This window comes from Staphylococcus sp. HMSC34C02 (assembly GCF_001838705.1).
GTDB lineage: Bacteria > Bacillota > Bacilli > Staphylococcales > Staphylococcaceae > Staphylococcus > Staphylococcus borealis.
Genome location: NZ_KV838586.1, coordinates 95,694 through 112,405, shown reverse-complemented (window position 1 = coordinate 112,405; position 16,712 = coordinate 95,694). Strand labels below are relative to the sequence as shown.

The 16,712-nt window shown below is 34.7% G+C and carries 16 protein-coding genes and 1 pseudogene; 7 read left to right on the top strand and 10 right to left on the bottom strand.

Annotated elements, in window-relative coordinates; translation table 11 throughout:
* Positions 1 to 64: 64 nt before the first annotated feature.
* The 6 genes from HMPREF3239_RS08285 to HMPREF3239_RS08260 form a co-directional block, all read right to left on the bottom strand.
* The gene (locus HMPREF3239_RS08285; RefSeq protein WP_053028609.1) at positions 65 to 937 is read right to left on the bottom strand and encodes a MurR/RpiR family transcriptional regulator; all 873 of its coding nucleotides are present in this window, start codon (positions 935 to 937) and stop codon (positions 65 to 67) included.
* Entirely contained in the window at positions 938 to 2,371 is a 1,434-nt protein-coding gene (locus HMPREF3239_RS08280) for a PTS transporter subunit EIIC (RefSeq protein ID WP_070855318.1), read from the bottom strand. It lies immediately after the preceding gene.
* A gap of 12 nt (positions 2,372 to 2,383) precedes the next feature.
* Positions 2,384 to 3,271, bottom strand: coding sequence for an N-acetylmuramic acid 6-phosphate etherase (gene murQ, locus HMPREF3239_RS08275; RefSeq protein WP_070855316.1), 888 nt, complete (start codon positions 3,269 to 3,271; stop codon positions 2,384 to 2,386).
* Positions 3,271 to 4,323, bottom strand: a complete 1,053-nt coding sequence (locus HMPREF3239_RS08270; protein ID WP_070855314.1) for a MupG family TIM beta-alpha barrel fold protein — start codon at positions 4,321 to 4,323, stop codon at positions 3,271 to 3,273. Before HMPREF3239_RS08270 ends, murQ begins: the two co-directional genes overlap by 1 nt.
* A 221-nt stretch (positions 4,324 to 4,544) precedes the next feature.
* The gene (locus tag HMPREF3239_RS08265; protein WP_070855312.1) at positions 4,545 to 4,895 is read right to left on the bottom strand and encodes a hypothetical protein; all 351 of its coding nucleotides are present in this window, start codon (positions 4,893 to 4,895) and stop codon (positions 4,545 to 4,547) included.
* A 73-nt stretch (positions 4,896 to 4,968) separates the two neighbouring features.
* Complete coding sequence (locus HMPREF3239_RS08260; protein ID WP_070855323.1) at positions 4,969 to 5,667, bottom strand: helix-turn-helix transcriptional regulator; 699 nt, start codon at positions 5,665 to 5,667, stop codon at positions 4,969 to 4,971.
* A 388-nt stretch (positions 5,668 to 6,055) separates the two neighbouring features.
* Between HMPREF3239_RS08260 and HMPREF3239_RS08255 the strand changes: the two genes are divergently transcribed.
* The 7 genes and pseudogenes from HMPREF3239_RS08255 (at position 6,056) to HMPREF3239_RS08225 (ending at position 14,102) form a co-directional block, all read left to right on the top strand.
* The gene (locus tag HMPREF3239_RS08255) at positions 6,056 to 6,847 is read left to right on the top strand and encodes an inositol monophosphatase family protein (protein ID WP_053028604.1); all 792 of its coding nucleotides are present in this window, start codon (positions 6,056 to 6,058) and stop codon (positions 6,845 to 6,847) included.
* Between the two features lie 110 nt (positions 6,848 to 6,957).
* Positions 6,958 to 7,900: pseudogene (locus tag HMPREF3239_RS08250) on the top strand (LCP family protein).
* 366 nt (positions 7,901 to 8,266) lie between these two features.
* The gene (gene fdhF, locus HMPREF3239_RS08245) at positions 8,267 to 11,221 is read left to right on the top strand and encodes a formate dehydrogenase subunit alpha (protein WP_070855310.1); all 2,955 of its coding nucleotides are present in this window, start codon (positions 8,267 to 8,269) and stop codon (positions 11,219 to 11,221) included.
* Entirely contained in the window at positions 11,221 to 11,694 is a 474-nt protein-coding gene (locus tag HMPREF3239_RS08240) for a helical membrane plugin domain-containing protein (protein WP_053028601.1), read from the top strand. Before fdhF ends, HMPREF3239_RS08240 begins: the two co-directional genes overlap by 1 nt.
* A 161-nt stretch (positions 11,695 to 11,855) precedes the next feature.
* On the top strand, positions 11,856 to 12,074 hold the full coding sequence (locus HMPREF3239_RS08235; RefSeq protein WP_053029047.1) for a hypothetical protein: 219 nt from the start codon (positions 11,856 to 11,858) through the stop codon (positions 12,072 to 12,074).
* A gap of 27 nt (positions 12,075 to 12,101) precedes the next feature.
* On the top strand, positions 12,102 to 12,881 hold the full coding sequence (locus HMPREF3239_RS08230) for an N-acetylglucosaminidase (protein ID WP_070855308.1): 780 nt from the start codon (positions 12,102 to 12,104) through the stop codon (positions 12,879 to 12,881).
* 96 nt (positions 12,882 to 12,977) lie between these two features.
* Complete coding sequence (locus HMPREF3239_RS08225; protein WP_070855305.1) at positions 12,978 to 14,102, top strand: FAD-dependent monooxygenase; 1,125 nt, start codon at positions 12,978 to 12,980, stop codon at positions 14,100 to 14,102.
* Positions 14,103 to 14,202: 100 nt separating this feature from the next.
* Here HMPREF3239_RS08225 and HMPREF3239_RS08220 read toward each other — a convergent pair whose 3' ends face one another.
* From HMPREF3239_RS08220 to HMPREF3239_RS08205, 4 genes are all read right to left on the bottom strand, one after another.
* Positions 14,203 to 15,159: a 2-hydroxyacid dehydrogenase family protein gene (locus HMPREF3239_RS08220; RefSeq protein ID WP_070855303.1), complete on the bottom strand. Its 957-nt coding sequence runs from the start codon at positions 15,157 to 15,159 to the stop codon at positions 14,203 to 14,205.
* A gap of 78 nt (positions 15,160 to 15,237) precedes the next feature.
* On the bottom strand, positions 15,238 to 15,552 hold the full coding sequence (locus HMPREF3239_RS08215) for a DMT family transporter (protein WP_053028597.1): 315 nt from the start codon (positions 15,550 to 15,552) through the stop codon (positions 15,238 to 15,240).
* Position 15,553: 1 nt separating this feature from the next.
* Complete coding sequence (locus HMPREF3239_RS08210; protein WP_053028596.1) at positions 15,554 to 15,883, bottom strand: DMT family transporter; 330 nt, start codon at positions 15,881 to 15,883, stop codon at positions 15,554 to 15,556.
* A 148-nt stretch (positions 15,884 to 16,031) separates the two neighbouring features.
* Positions 16,032 to 16,631, bottom strand: coding sequence for a CHAP domain-containing protein (locus tag HMPREF3239_RS08205; RefSeq protein WP_070855301.1), 600 nt, complete (start codon positions 16,629 to 16,631; stop codon positions 16,032 to 16,034).
* Positions 16,632 to 16,712 lie beyond the last annotated feature (81 nt).

The window sequence follows — 16,712 nt, the reverse complement described above, 5'->3', positions numbered from 1 at the left end:
CAACGAATTTAAAAAGAATTCTGTCCCACTCCCTCTTCTATATCTTATTTCTTGTTTGAAAAGGTTAATGCTTAAATTCCACATTTGATAAATGTTTACGATAATTATCGAGTGCCATTTTTGATTGCGTGATAAAATCTAATGACGTTTCATAATTTAATGCAATATAACGATAGAAAAGAACATCAATCGTAAACATCTGAGCAAATAAAGAAGTAGTTGCCCCCATACGCAATTCATTTTCGTCTGAATGGCCATACGTTAGAACAATATCAGAAAGCTTGGCTACATGATTATGCTCAGAACTTGAGATGGTAATAATTGGAATATGGTAATCTGAAACCACTTTGACCATTGCTCGAAGTTCACTTTGATCGCCGTTATTCGTTATAAATACTACACAATCATCTTTATCATGCGTAGACAACATCGTTGTAAATAAATGTGTTTCTTGTACAAGTTGAACATTTAGCCCAATACGCGATAATTTTTGATATAAATCCGTAGCACAGACATATGATGCACCATAGCCAAATATAAAAATCGTATTCGCACGTTTAAACTGTTTGCATATGTTATCTATTGTTGCATTATCCGCAAAGGTAGAACTCTTTTGAAGTGCTTCTTCTGCACGATGATATAACTTCTTTTTTAAAGTGTCTACCGACTCATTGTTAAGCAGTTCAATCTTATACGGTGTTTCCTGTTTAGGGAATAATGTTGCTAACTGTGTTCTGACTTCATGAAAGCTTTGATTAATTAATTTTTGGCTATATCGATTTAATGTTGAAACACTCATTTCCAGTTCTTCAGCAATCTCCTGATTCGACATGCGAATCACTTTATGTGGTGAGTTTAATATAAATCGTGATAGTTTCTTTTCATTTTTAGAAAAAGAAGGATAATTGTCGTCGATTAAATATAAAATGTTTGTCATCTAATCACCTAGTTTATTTAAGTTTCTCATTTCTTTAGTCGTACCGAAAAAGTATGTGAAAATAAAACCACCTAGGTACGCAGATAGTAATCCTATAATGTAGCCTAAATATTTCTGATGTGCAATTAAAGGTAATAATGAAATACCACTAGGTCCTATTGCGGTAGCACCAATATGACCAATTCCACCGATAACCGCACCTCCAATACCACCACCGATACAAGCGGTAATAAAAGGTCGACCTAATGGTAAAGTCACACCATAAATAAGCGGTTCACCAATTCCTAAGAAACCAACAGGTAATGCACCTTTAATCGCATTTCTTAGTGTTGTATTGTGCTTACATCTTACCCATAAAGCTAAAGCTGCACCTACTTGTCCAGCACCAGCCATTGCTGCGATAGGTAGTAAGTATGTTGCACCAGATTGATTAATTAATTCGATGTGTATCGGGGTGAATATATGATGTAAGCCTAACATAACAAGTGGTAAGAAGAACGCGCCTATAATAAATCCGCTAAATATGCCACCTACCCCAATGACCCAATTTACGACGCCAACCAAACCGTCAGATATAAATCCGGCAATAGGCATAATTAGGAATATCGTTAGCAAACCTATAATGAGTAATGATGTTGTTGGTGTTACGATAATATCTATCGCATTTGGAACGACTTTATGTAACTTTTTCTCAATCATACTTAATAACCATACTGCTAAGATAACCCCTATAATACCACCTTGACCTGCTAATAAAGGTTCACCAGTAAAGATATTTTTGATTGGGTTGTCTTCGGTAATACCTGTTAATAATGTGGTACCCCCAATAACACCACCTAAACCTGGCGTTGCACCGAATACTTTAGCAGCATTAAATCCAGTAAAGATAGCTAAATACGCTAACATACCATCTTTAATGACATTAAGTACGGCTACAAGCTGTTTGACCCAATCGGCTGAAATAGTGCCTGCTGTAATAAAGTTATTGAGTACTGCGGCAATACCACCAATTAAACCGGCACCTATAAATGCAGGGATTAATGGTATAAAGATGTTAGCAATAGACTTTAAAATCTTGTTTAGTTTACTTTGTTTGTGCTTTTGTTGATAGTCATTTTTATTTTCTTTAGCTTGCGCTTCGATATCAGACTTATTGCTATAGTGGGGGATATCTTCTCCTAGTTGTACACCACTTAGCTTAACCATTTCAGCTGATACCTTATTAACTGTACCGGGACCAACCACGACTTGAAGACGCTCATCTTGTACTACGCCGAGTACACCATCTATAGTTTTAAGTTTTGAGTAATCAATTTTTGACGCATCGTTTATTTTTAAACGCACACGTGTCATACAATGAATGATATTATCCACGTTATCAATGCCACCAACCGCATCTAAGATATGATGGGCTAATTGTTGATCCTTATTCATATCATTGCCTCCTTAAGATTGAATTGCTTGTTTCACAATACCGTTATGCTTTGCTAGTCTCGATTTAGCATCACTTTTCGTTGTGTCACATAGATTCATAACGATTGCCACTTTGATATCATTGTCAGCTTGTTGATATAAGGATTGCGCTTCTTCAAAAGTTAAGCCACAAATGTCTTCAATAATATGTATAGAGCGTTGTTCAAGTTTGTAATTTGTCGCCTTTAAGTCAACCATCAAGTTATCATACACTTTTCCAACACCAATCATAGTCATGGTTGATATCATATTAAGCACAAGCTTTTGTGCTGTGCCTGATTTTAGTCGCGTAGAGCCGGCTAATACTTCAGGTCCAACATTGACTTCAAGTGCATGATTAGCGATTGTACTGATGTCACTATTTGAATTGCATGATAGAGCGACTGTCATTGCATTGATTTCATTAGCGTACGTTAACGCTCCTTTAACATAAGGCGTACGTCCACTTGCGGAAATACCTACGACAACATCTCTATGATTTAAATGGATTGTTTTTAAATCGGTCATTCCCATTTCTACGTTATCTTCAGCACCTTCGATTGCTTCAGTCATAGCTTGTTGACCTCCAGCAATTAAACCGATTACTTCATTTGGCTGTGTATTAAAGGTTGGAACACATTCGGCTGCATCTAATACACCTAAACGACCACTTGTACCTGCTCCAATATATATAATGCGACCACCATCGCGAAATCGAGTGATGGTTGCTTCAATGACTTTATTTAACTGTGGCAGTATAGAGGCTACTGCTTTAGCTACTAATTGATCTTCTTGATTCATTGCTTTTAAAGCTTCTAAAATAGACATTTCATCTAAATGCATCGTTTGTGTATTTCTACTTTCAGTTGTTAAATGTTCCATTAGCGTTTCTCCTTTTCAGTAATAAATTCAAAAGTGTCACCAGGTTGGATTAAGTCAATCATTGCTATATCTTCAGCGCATATTGAAGCAACATGATTAATCGCTTTATGACTAGGCAAATCTGATTTAATAATTTGCAACTCACCTTCGTAACGTTTGTTAAGTGAATTATCCACAGTAATATCTCCTCTAGTGCGATTATGGTTCGAATGATTATTAGGAGGAATACTGACCTTTGTTGCTCTAGAATACTTAGATCGTATGACATGTTCTGGCGCATCAAGACGAGATGTATGATGTTTGAAGATGAGTTGCTCGTATGATTCATCAAAATAAGTTAGACGAAGCTTGAAATGACGATGATCAACCATCTGCTGTAAAGCGATTGCCTCTGAGCGAGTGATAGCAGTGTCACCAATAAGAATATAGTTTAGTTTAGAATGAACTAAAGCTTGTGCAGATTGAAGTAACGTCATATGTCTGTGTTGCTCAATAGTTGGAAGTCCCTTGAATATTGGACCTCTAAAAGTAGTTCCAGGAATAAAGGCCATAATCGGAGCATGTTCATCATATTTTCGTATAAGCTCATTTTGTTGTTCAATGAAACTTAAAGCTAAACCTGTATCAGGTCTAGGGTAGTAATTATGACAAAAATAAATTTTCGGTAATGATTTTTGATTGTAAAGTGTATCAAGGGTATGAGCAGTAATCGTACTAGCATTTAAACAACACTTTAAATGATGCTGATATAAGTCTTCTATTAAACTACGCTTAAAATCTTCATCTATTCTAATAACAAAATCCCCATTTGGAAATTGATCGAAAAAACGGTAAACGTTTTGATTCAGCAATGAAGGATTGATATCAATGATATAGGTTACTGATGTATCTTTTAATAATTGACATAATTCTCCCAAATACGTCAATTTTGTCTCATCATTTTCCTCAGGTATTTGTAATGATGTGAAAATAATGTCATAACCAAGATGAACCATATCTAAAATATAAGAAGTATTTAATGGTTGACCTAAATAGACTGAGAAACCTAGCATGTGAATCCTCCTTAATTACTGTAATCACTTACAATTATAGCGTTTCACGTTTTTTATTACAATTTACATATATATTATATAATTTTTATATTTAATTGGTGGATCGCTAAGTATTTAAAGATGAGATTGAATGACAGAATTGACGTGAATTTATGACTAAGAAAGATGCATAAAAGTTTGAAGAAGTCATGGGTATCGATGGTTGTACAAGGGAAATGAAACTACTGGAACACATTTAACAAGTGAACGAATGTTTGGTGAATTTGATTTTGGCGTTGTTGTAAATCAATTAATATCGTTCCTTGTTGAAAATCATGTAACGGGTGTGAGGATAAATGATTCAGTAATTTATTATAAGCATGTTTGAGTTCAAGGGAAGGTGATGTGTGACTGTTGTTGGCGTCATTGTGAAGCGTTAAAGCTAAATCATGACTGAAATGATGAATCGAAGTATGATACGCGTCAATTTCTTGATTTAAGTACCGATCATCCATTAGATAGTAATATCGTATCTTTTCGATGTGCGTGAGTAGCACAATGAGTTGTTGACGAATTTGAGTTAATTGATCCAAGGTATGTGAAACTCCTTACTTTGAAGGTATTAAGTCATAAAAGAGGTAGAACGTAGAGGACCAACCGAACATATTAGTCAGTATGCTCGATTGGATTTAAAAATTGAGTATAATTTTGTATTGAAATATCGTATGTTTTAATCGTCTTTTCGAAGGAATAAGAAATATCATAAATATCGAGTACTGGTAGTTCCCGTGTTCGACCTAAACCGATTTCATATATAATAGCTAGCCATTCACCATTACGACATAGTAAACCAATAAATATCACATTTTCAGCAATAGTATCATGATGATCATTGAAGTCAATCAGCATAACATTTCGCTCAGAACTATAGATTAATATGTCTGTAAATAGATGAGGTAAAGTAATTTGTTCTGTATCTTCGAATTTAATTAAGTCAGTCATATGGGTGAGTGATTTACGAACATGCGTGTTAGGTATATTGATAAGTTGATTAATTATAGATTCAATCTCTTTCGTATAAGGTAATGTTGAATAAGATTGGCTTTCTATTAAGGTTAAATATAGAGATACCAATTGCTGTTCATTAAAATGAATTTGTATTTTATCCTCAGAATTTTGAATTTGATAGCCACCATGTTTCCCTTTATGTGCGTATATTTGAACACCTTGATTTTCTAAATCAGCAATGTCACGACTAATTGTACGAACAGAAACATTTAAGTGTTGTGCCAATTCTGATGCATTGATTGTTTTGCCTTGTTGTATCAATGAAATAATTTGATTTTGGCGATCCAATTTCTTCAACATAAACACCACCTATAACCATTACATATTACATTAATTATAACATAACACTGATATTGAAGACATTTTGAGAATAGTCGTAGATTATGTGTGTAAAATTAAACATTTTTTATTTAGAAAACGCTTACAAATTAAAGTGTTTTATGCTAATATATTATTTGTAACAGGGGAGAACGAATTCAAACAAAGGGGTAGAAGCTATATAACAGATAGCTTGTTGTGAATCGTTCGAGTTACATCGAAACATCTTCAATATTTATTACTTACTTTCCTTTCTATTTGTCGGCTAGCAGATGACTAGCCGATTTTTTTGTGTCGCAATTTAAAAATACCTATGACAAATAAATACAGTAAGATACAATAAAGTGAAATAGATCGTTGAGGTGAAATGATGCAAAATGAACTTCATTATATAGATACACATATCATGAATTGGTTAACACACTTAGATGATGTTATTCCACAATTAATCAAAGATATGTCTACGGATACCAAACTAAATCGCTTTGATTTAGTTACTAATGTAGACAAGCAACTTCAAAACAAATTTGAAACGTATTTAGCTGAACACTTTCCTGGTCATCAATTGTTAGCTGAAGAAAAAGATAATGATACGATTCAGCCATACGAGGGTCATTTATGGATTATGGATCCAATTGATGGTACGGCAAATTTAGTTAAGCAACAAGAAGATTATTGTATTATCATTGCATATTTCGTTGAAGGGGAACCTAAACTGTCGTACATATATGATTATCCTCATGATAAATTGTACAAGGCTATAGCGGGTAAGGGGGCATATGTTAATGGTCAGCCATTATTGCCACCTCGTGAATTACAATTACGTGATGCTATCATTTCGTTTGGAACACAATATATAAATGAGGATACAAGTAAAGCATTATATGATGCGTCATTCAGCGTGAGAAATATTGGATCATGTGGATTAGATTCAGTTAGAGTCATCAAAGGGCAATTTGGCGCACATATTAATACAAACCCTAAACCGTGGGATATAGCTGCACAATTTTTATTTGCAAAAGAATTAAATCTGGAAATGACACAATTAAATGGCGAACCGTTAGACTTTGCTAAGAGTGGTCCTTTCATTATTAGTAACCGTGGTTGTTATAAAGCTATTTTGGCTATTATCAATCGAGATGGTGGCTATCATATTTAATACTTATAATCGCTAGTTTAAGAAAAGTTAGTTCTTAAGACGTATAGCAAGTTAATCATTTTAATATATAATTATGATATTAATTCATAAAAAAGAATAGGAGTGGTAGGATGCGTAGAACGCATAAACGAATGAGCCTGCCCGTAAAAATAGTTACATGGTTTATAGGAATATTGTTTGTACTAGCAATTGTAGCGACAATTTTTGTGGTGGCTAGTATTTTTATCACGAGTGGTAAGATTCATAATCCATTAAATAGACAACATTCAGAACTGAGATCAAAGAATATCAGTTTATCTAACGGTGACCCATTTACCATTGCATTATTTGGTGTTGACTCAGATGCACAACGTAAAAGTCAAAATGATGGTGAAAGAAGTGACACAATCATGCTTCTTTCTATTAATCCGAAGAAACAAACAACAGAAATCGTTAGTGTGCCTCGAGATACACAAGCTGATATTGTAGGTAAAGGTACAACAGAGAAAATCAATCATGCTTATGCTTATGGTGGGCCGACGATGGCTGTTAAATCATTAGAGAAACTAATGAATGTTCCTATCGATCATTATGCGACGGTTGATATGGATGGCTTACATGATATGATTGATGCTTTAGGTGGCGTCGATGTTACGAGTAATGATACTTTCACTACGGAAAGGAACAAACTTTGTAAAAGGTCAATCCACACACGTAGATGGTGATACTGCAATGGCCTTTATACGTAGTCGTAAAGAAGAGGGCGCTGGTGGCGATTTCGGTCGTCAAGAACGACAACAATTGATCCTTCAAGCGATGGCAAATAAGATGACAAGTGCGTCAGCATTGACACATTTCCCATCATTGATGAATCAAATCCAGAAAAATGTAAAAACAGATTTAACGTTAAATGACATGAACGATATTAGAAAAAATTATAAAAACGCCAATGCAACAGTGAACCGTCATCAATTAGAAGGGCAAGGAGGCATTCAAGATGATGGTCTTTGGTACTTTATACCAAATGATGACTCAAAACAGAATGCTACAGATGTGTTAAATAATAACTTGTAAGCATAATGAACGGGACAAAAGTTAAAATAAATGCGTTGTCCCACGCTTTCTCTTTTGCTATTCAAGTAAACCTATACTTATAGAGGTAGGCGATCAAACTCAAAAGTGTTTGGTCCTACCTCTTTTTATATACTCTAAAAAATTAAAATATAATAAATCTTTAAAAATTAAGTTTGTAATAGTGGAATGTATTATTAATATTTAATTCTTTTAAAATTGCAAAAATTTATGAAACGCTTAACATTTAATGAAATAAGTAATACAATTAATGTAATTCTATGTTCAATATATGTGGGGTATTGGAATGGAATGGTTACGTCGTTAAGTCATTTTACGGAAAATTTTAATATAGATGGGGTGGAGAGTATGCAAGAACATTTAATCGTCACGCTTGATGGCACAGATTATCTTGTAGAACCAGGAACAAGTTTGCTCGAGTTTATAAAATCTCGTGATACTTTCGTACCTTCAATTTGTTATAACGAGTCAATGGGACCAATCCAAACATGTGATACATGTATGGTCGAAATTGACGGCAAAATTGAACGTGCGTGTAGCACTGTTGTAGATCGACCTATGACAGTTAATACTCAAAATAGCGATGTGAAAGCGAGCCAAAAAGAAGCTTTAGATCGTATTTTAGAAAAACACATGTTGTATTGTACAGTATGTGATTATAATAACGGTGACTGTGAAATACATAACGCCATGGATGCATGGGGGTTAGAGGAACAGTCATATGAATATAAGACGAAGCCATATGAAAAAGACTATGGTCCTTTTTATCGATATGACCCAGATCAATGTATTCTCTGTGGTCGATGTGTCGAAGCATGTCAGGATATCGAAGTAAATGAAACCATCTCAATTGACTGGAATCGTGAACATCCTAGAGTTATCTGGGATAATGATGTTCCAATTAATGAGTCATCATGTGTATCATGTGGTCAGTGTGCAACTGTTTGTCCTTGTAATGCCATGATGGAAGTTAATATGGAGGGCAATGCTGGTTATATGACAGATACTGAACCAGGTTCATTAGCAGCAATGATTGATTTAACTAAGAAAGCTGAACCAGGTGATGGTCTATTATTCGCAGTATCAGATTCTGAAGCGGAAATGCGTAAAGAACGTATTAAGAAAACGAAAACGGTTTGTACATATTGTGGCGTAGGTTGCTCATTTGATGTATGGACTAAAGATAGAGAAGTGCTTAAAGTTCAACCATCACACGATTCACCAGCAAACAAAATTGCTACATGTGTGAAAGGTAAATTCTCTTGGGGTCATATTAATTCAGACCAACGTTTAACAAAACCGCTTGTGAGAAAAGACGGCGAGTTCCATGAAGTTGAATGGGATGAAGCGTTGGATGTAATTGAATCTAACTTCAAACGTATTAAAGATGAATACGGTGGCGATCACTTAGCATTTATCGCATCTTCTAAAGGGACAAATGAAGAGTCATATTTAATGCAAAAACTTTCAAGACAAGTTTTCGGTTCTAACAATGTTGATAACTGTTCAAGATATTGTCAAGCTCCAGCTACAAAAGGCCTATTTAGAACAGTTGGTCATGGTGGGGACTCAGGCTCAATTGAAGATCTTGAAAAAGCAGCAATGACAGTTTTAATCGGTACCAATACTGCTGAAGCACACCCAGTAATTGCTTCAAGAATGAAACGTGCACAAAAATTATTCGGACAAAAAATGCATGTATTCGATATCAGAAAACATGAAATGGCAGAGCGTGCGGATGCCTTCTATCAACCGAAACCAGGTACGGATTTAGTATGGCTTGGTGCGGCTACGAAATACATCATTGATCATGATTTACATGATAAAGATTTCTTAAATGAATGGGTAGATAATTATGATGAATATTACAAATCATTAGAATTATTTACGATGGATTTTGCTGAAGAAGCAACTGGTATTCCAAAAGAACAAATCATTAGTTTTGCTGAAGAGGCTGCAAAAGCTGAATCAATGTCAATTTGTTGGGCAATGGGTGTGACGCAACAAGATATTGGTAGTGATACAAGTACAGCCATTTCTAACTTATTACTTGTCACAGGTAACTACAGAAAACCAGGTTCAGGTGCGTATCCGTTACGTGGTCACAATAACGTACAAGGTGCAAGTGACATGGGTAGTATGCCTGACCAATTCCCAGGCTATCAAAAAGTGGCCGACGATGAAGTTAGAGCGAAATTTGAAAAAGAATATGGTGTTGCATTAAACCCAACACCTGGACGTGACAATCACCAAATGATGGAAGGTATCCATAATGGAGATATTCAATCATTATACTTATACGGTGAAGATACAGGTATTGTAGATTCTAATATTAATTTTGTTCAATCAGCTTTAGAAAAAGTAGACTTCCTAGTAGTTCAAGATGAATTCTTAACATTTACAGCAACTTATGCAGACGTTGTCTTACCAGCAAGTCCATCATTAGAAAAAGATGGTACGTTTACAAATACAGAACGTCGTATTCAACGTATTAACAAAGCATTACAACCATTAGGTGAGTCTAAACCAGACTGGGAAATCTTCCAATTAATTGCGCAACGTATGGGTGCGGATTGGAATTATAAACATCCAAGTGAAATCATGGATGAAATCGCACGATTAACACCATCTTATTCAGGTGTAAGCTATGATCGATTACAAGGTTTCAACAGTCTTCAATGGCCAGTAGCACCAGACGGTACAGATGAACCAACGTTATATATGAATGGATTTAATTTTGAAAATGGTCGTGCTAAATTATTCCCATTGACATTTGATAACTTCTTTAAAGAAGACGAAGTGTATGACCTACATGTGAATAACGGTCGTTTACTTGAACATTTCCATGAAGGTAATATGACATATCAAACTGAAATGATTAAATATAAAATGCCTAATGCGTTTGTTGAAATTTCACCAGAACTAGCAAAAGAACGTGATATTCATGAAGGTGCAGAACTACGATTGATTTCTGAAACTGGGGAAGCAACATTGATTGCCACAATTACCGATCGAGTTAAAGGTAAAGAAATCTATATTCCTTTAAATAATGATGCTATGTCAAATGGTGATTTAGGTGCTATCAATAAATTAACGAACAGTGATGTCGATCAATATACAGACACACCATCATATAAACGAACAAGTTGTCGAATGGAAGTATTGACACGTAAAGGTAAGTCACCATTAAATCCAACAAACTTCCGTGTCGATAAGCAACGTAATCCGCAATATAGTGTCCAAGTACAGAAAAAATGGGAACGTCCTGATTATGTTTTCCCAGGAAATGTGGTGGATAAATAATGGCTGAAAGAATAACAAAAATTAAACGTTTAGAGAAGTCTGAAGCGCAAATTAAACTTGAAAGTATTAATGAAGTCACAGATGCTATTGCTGAAAATAAAGATAGTATTTTAAAAGCAATTCGTATAGTGAAAGCATTAGATGAGGCGAAAATTCTTGATTTAATGAATGGCGGTATTAGAGGACGTCAAGTGATCATTAATAAATTTATGACCGAGCTTAATAAAGACTTATACGCAGGTTTAATTACAAATTTAGCACCAATGGTCTTTATGTTAGGTGAGCTCAATGTACAAGAATTAAGTCAATTCTTAAATAAACTGAATAAAGGCTTACATGTTGCAAATCAAGCTAATCCTAATGCTAAAACAAGTATTCGTAGTCTAATGGGTGTCCTTAAAGACGATGATATGAATCGTAGCTTGACATATATGCTTAACTTACTGAAAGGTATGTCAAGAGACGAGAAATAATGTAATTAAAATAAGTAAGGAGTGAGACGATGAATTCAGTCTCACTCCTTACTTCGTTTCTTTAAATAAATTTATAAGTACTTTCAACTTAAATTATGGTAAGGTGGACTATATATTAATAAAAAGGGGTGAGAACAATTCATCCAAACGCAATTAAAATTATGACAGTGATTTCTAATGTATTCATTATTTTAGGAATTATTTTTTTAGTGATGATGCAAATGGTGCTAGCAATTTCAATGTTTGCTGTATCACTGGCAATTAGTTTGGTTATCTTCAATGTATTATTCAGAGACCGAACTGGCATGAAGATTGTCATCAACATATCGTTTGCGATTGTCTTAATTGTTATTATCATTACTTACTTATATTTATCTTAATTAGCTATATAAAGGATTGTCAGTGACATGAAACAATTATCTCATTTACGTTTGCCAATCATATTGTTAGGTACTATCATCATTATTTTCATTGTTTTATTAATTATTAATCACTCGGATTTGTTGAAAAATGATCGTCATTATAGCTTTCAAGAAGCATTACAGAAACAAACGGATGCAAGTGTGTTAAATACAGTTGAAAGCAATGGTCAATTTGTGAATGCGAATAACCAAGACATAGAGAAGGCGATGCGCATATCACGAGATGATAATAACTTTAAATACATGGATATTTCTCAACAAGTTCCAATGTCGAAACAAGAAGTAAATCAGATGCTAAAAGGATACGGTATTCTTGAAAATCAAGCCGATGCTTTTATAGAAGCGCAAGATAAATATAAAGTGAATATCATCTACTTAATAAGCCATGCACGTGTTGAAACGGCGAATGGTGAATCTAAACTCGCTAGTGGTATCAAAGATGGCAAGACACGGTATTATAATTTTTTTGGTGTGGGTGCCTTCGATGAAAATGCAATACATACAGGTAAAAGCTACGTGAAAGAAGCAGCATGGACGACACCACGCAAAGCAATACTAGGTGGTGCCAAATTTATCCGTGCGAACTATTTTGATAATGACCAGATTACGCTCTATCAAATGCGATGGAATCCTAAGAATCCAGGTCAGCATCAGTATGCGAGTGATATCTTATGGGCAGATCATATCGCAACATTTATGCAATCATATTATGATGAATTTGGTATTAAAAAAGATGATATTCGCAAAAACTTCTATACTTCATGATTAGGTTAACAATTGCAGGATGTTGCATTTCCAACTGCAATGATAAAGAATAGTTATGATAAAATTTAGTAGAATTTAATACTGAGGTGTAAATAAATGAAAATTGCAATAATTGGTGCAGGAATAGGTGGTTTAACCGCTGGTGCACTACTTTCAGAAAAAGGACATGACGTTTCTATCTTTGAAAGACAACCAAACATTAGTGAAGTTGGCGCAGGGATAGGCATTGGTGATAATGTCATTAAGAAATTAGGAAAACATGACTTAGCTAAAGGCATCAAAAATGCGGGTCAAAACTTATCAGCGATGAATGTCCTTGATGACAAAGGAAACATTTTATCTACTGTGAAATTAAAAGAAAACACATTAAATGTTACTTTAGCACGACAAACATTAATAGAACTCATAGAGTCTTATGTCAATCCTCAATGTATTTATACTGATCATGATGTCATTAAAGTTGATAATGTTGATCAACAAGTGCTAGTTCATTTCTCTAACCATGCAAGTCAGCGCTTTGATTTATGTATAGGTGCAGATGGCATTCATTCTGTTGTCAGACAAGCTGTTCATCCGAATGCCAAGCTACTTTATCAAGGGTATACGTGTTTTCGTGGCTTAGTGGATGATGCAAACCTACAAAACACAGATATAGCTAATGAATATTGGGGTAAACGTGGTCGCGTAGGTATTGTCCCACTTATCAATAATCAAGCGTATTGGTTTATCACAATGAATGCGTCTGAAAAGGATTCAAAATATCAATCATTTGAAAAACCACATCTTCAAGCATATTTCAATAATTATCCAGAACCCGTACGCCATCTTTTAGATAAACAGAGCGAAACAGGTATTCTGAAACATGATTTATATGATATGAAACCAATCAAATCATTTGTAAACCAACGCATACTATTGTTAGGAGATGCAGCACATGCAACAACACCTAATATGGGGCAAGGTGCAGGGCAAGCAATGGAAGATGCAATTGTATTAGCCAATTGCTTAGCTGAATACGATTTGGACAAAGCATTAAAACGCTATGATAAGTTAAGAGTTAAACATACTACTAAAGTCATTAAACGTTCAAGAAAGATTGGCAAAATAGCTCAAAAAGATAACAAATTAGTCATCTCATTACGCAATGGTGTAATGAAGCGAACACCTAAACGTTTATTAAGTAGACAAACTAAATTCTTATATAAAGCGAAAAGTAAATAAAAAAATAAGACGGATACTGAAGTCATTATACATGCTTAAGTGAGTACGAATTCACTTAGCCATAAGACCTTTCAGTTTCCGTCTTTTTTCATATTTTAGATTACTTATTAACTATAAATTGAGGTGTGTCGCCACTTAATTTTTTGATTGTATCATTTGCAACGATTTTAGACATCATATCTCTAGCTTCAAATGTTGCGTTACCAATGTGTGGTGTGATAACGACATTATCAAGTGATTTTAATCCTTCCGTAATGTCAGGTTCAAATTCATAAACATCTAATGCAGCGCCTTCGATTTCTTTTTCTTCTAAAGCTTTTACTAAAGCTTCTTCGTTAACAATAGGGCCACGACCTGCATTAATTAAATAGGCTGTTGACTTCATTCGTTTGAATTGCTCAGTATCAATCATATGATGTAAATCTGGATTATATGCAGCATTAATCGTGATGAAGTCTGCATTTTCAAGTAATGTATTTAAATCTACGTATTTCGCACCAATTTCGCGTTCTTTTTCTTTCTTTTGATGTGGACCAGTATATAAGACATCCATATCAAAAGCTTTCGCGCGTTTAGCTACTGCACTACCAATTTCTCCTAGACCGATGATACCAATTGTTTTACCTGATACTTCACGACCTCTGAAGAATAAAGGTGCCCAACCGTCAAAACCTTTAGTACGAGATAATTTATCGCCTTCTACTATGCGACGGGCAACAGCTAAAACAAGGCCAAATGTTAATTCAGCTGTTGATGCAGTTGATGCTTTAGGTGTATTTGTAACATCAATATCTTTTTCACGTGCGTATTTAATATCGATGTTATTAAATCCAGCACCATAGTTTGCAATGATTTTTAAGTTAGTTGCGCTATCAATTACTTCTTGATCCACATTCGTTGAAAGGATACTTATTAGTGCAGTAGCGTCTTTGACACCTTCTTTTAGCGTTTCCTTGTCAATGATGCCCTCACCATCATACATTTCAACTTCAAAGTGTTCTTTAAGTAGATTTAATCCTACTTCAGGAATTGCGCCAGCGATATAAACTTTTTCCATGATACTCACTCCTTAACATTGTTTTCTCCTTAAGTATAATAAAAGGAGAAAACGTATACAAATGTAATTCATTTCATTTTATTGAATTATTTTGAGACCAATTACAGAGAAAAGTATTAAGAAAATGAAGAATATACGGCTAAAATGTGTTGATTCTCTATAAAATATCATTCCTACAATAGCGCCTCCAGCAGTACCAATACCTGTCCAGATAGCGTAAGCAGTGCCCATTGGAATGGTTGCCATTGCTAGTTTTAAAGTACTAAAACTAAAAATGAACGTCACTGCCATCAAAATAATATAAATTTTTTGTTTTGAACGTGCAAATTGATTTAACCAAATGACACCAAGTACCTCTAATAATCCCGCAATGAGTAAATATAGCCATGACATATTACATACCTCCTTGAGGCGTGTCGTTCGTTGATAATTTGAGGCCTATAATTCCTATCAACAATAGTAGTAACAAGCCCAGTTTCGTAATCGTAAATGGTTGACCAAAGAAAAGCATATCAGCAATCACTGTACCAGCAGCTCCTATGCCTACAAACACCGCATAAACGGTCCCAACAGGTAGATGTCGAGAAGCGGAAATCATTAAATAGAAGCTTAATACAATAAAGATTAAAGTGAATAACCAAGTAACGAAATTATGGGCATTACTTAATCCTATTACCCAAACCACTTCAATCAGACCAGCAAAGATGACTTTAAGCCATTGCATAACCTAACACTCCTTACCTATAAAAGACTAATATGCTCATTCTCTCAAATCGTTGATTAAAATTCAATTTGAGAAACTTAAAAAAGCGTATGCTGTTAATGTTTAATTAACGAGGCATACGCTTTTAACTGATCATTATATATAGAAATTATGATAAGTGGATATAGTTATAAGCACTTGCTTGGCTTGCTGAAATGGTACGCGTATCTTTGACAAATGGTCCGCCAGAATAATTCATTTCTGAAACAGTTATAGAACCATCACTATTAACGCTCTCCACGTAAGCAACATGTCCATAAGTACCTTCAGATGTTTGTAGAATTGCGCCTTTTTCAGGTGTTTGATTCACCGTGTAGCCAGCTGCTGAAGCTGCACTAGCCCAATTATTCGCATTTCCCCAAGTACTCCCAATGTTGCCACCAACTCTGTCATAAACATACCACGTACATTGGCCAGCTGTATATAAATTACCAGATGTTGAAGAAGTCGTTTGTGTTGATGACGTAGTTGTTGTTGAAGTACTACTAGATGACGTACTTCCGTCAGTTATTGAAGATGAAGTAGTGCTTTGGTTATAGTTAAATGATTGTTGGTTAAATTGAGGTTGTTGATAACCGCCACCGAATTGATTGTGTTGTGGTGCTGGATTGTGATTATATTCCGCAGCATCCGCATGGTTAGCATTTAATCCTAATGCTGATACACCAATGCCTGCTGTTAAAGTTGAAATTGTAATGATTTTTTTCATAGTAAAAAGTCCTCCCAAAATATGATATTCAACAATAGGTTTAGTTAGCGATATGTTGAATTGACTTTGATTTAAGTTTTT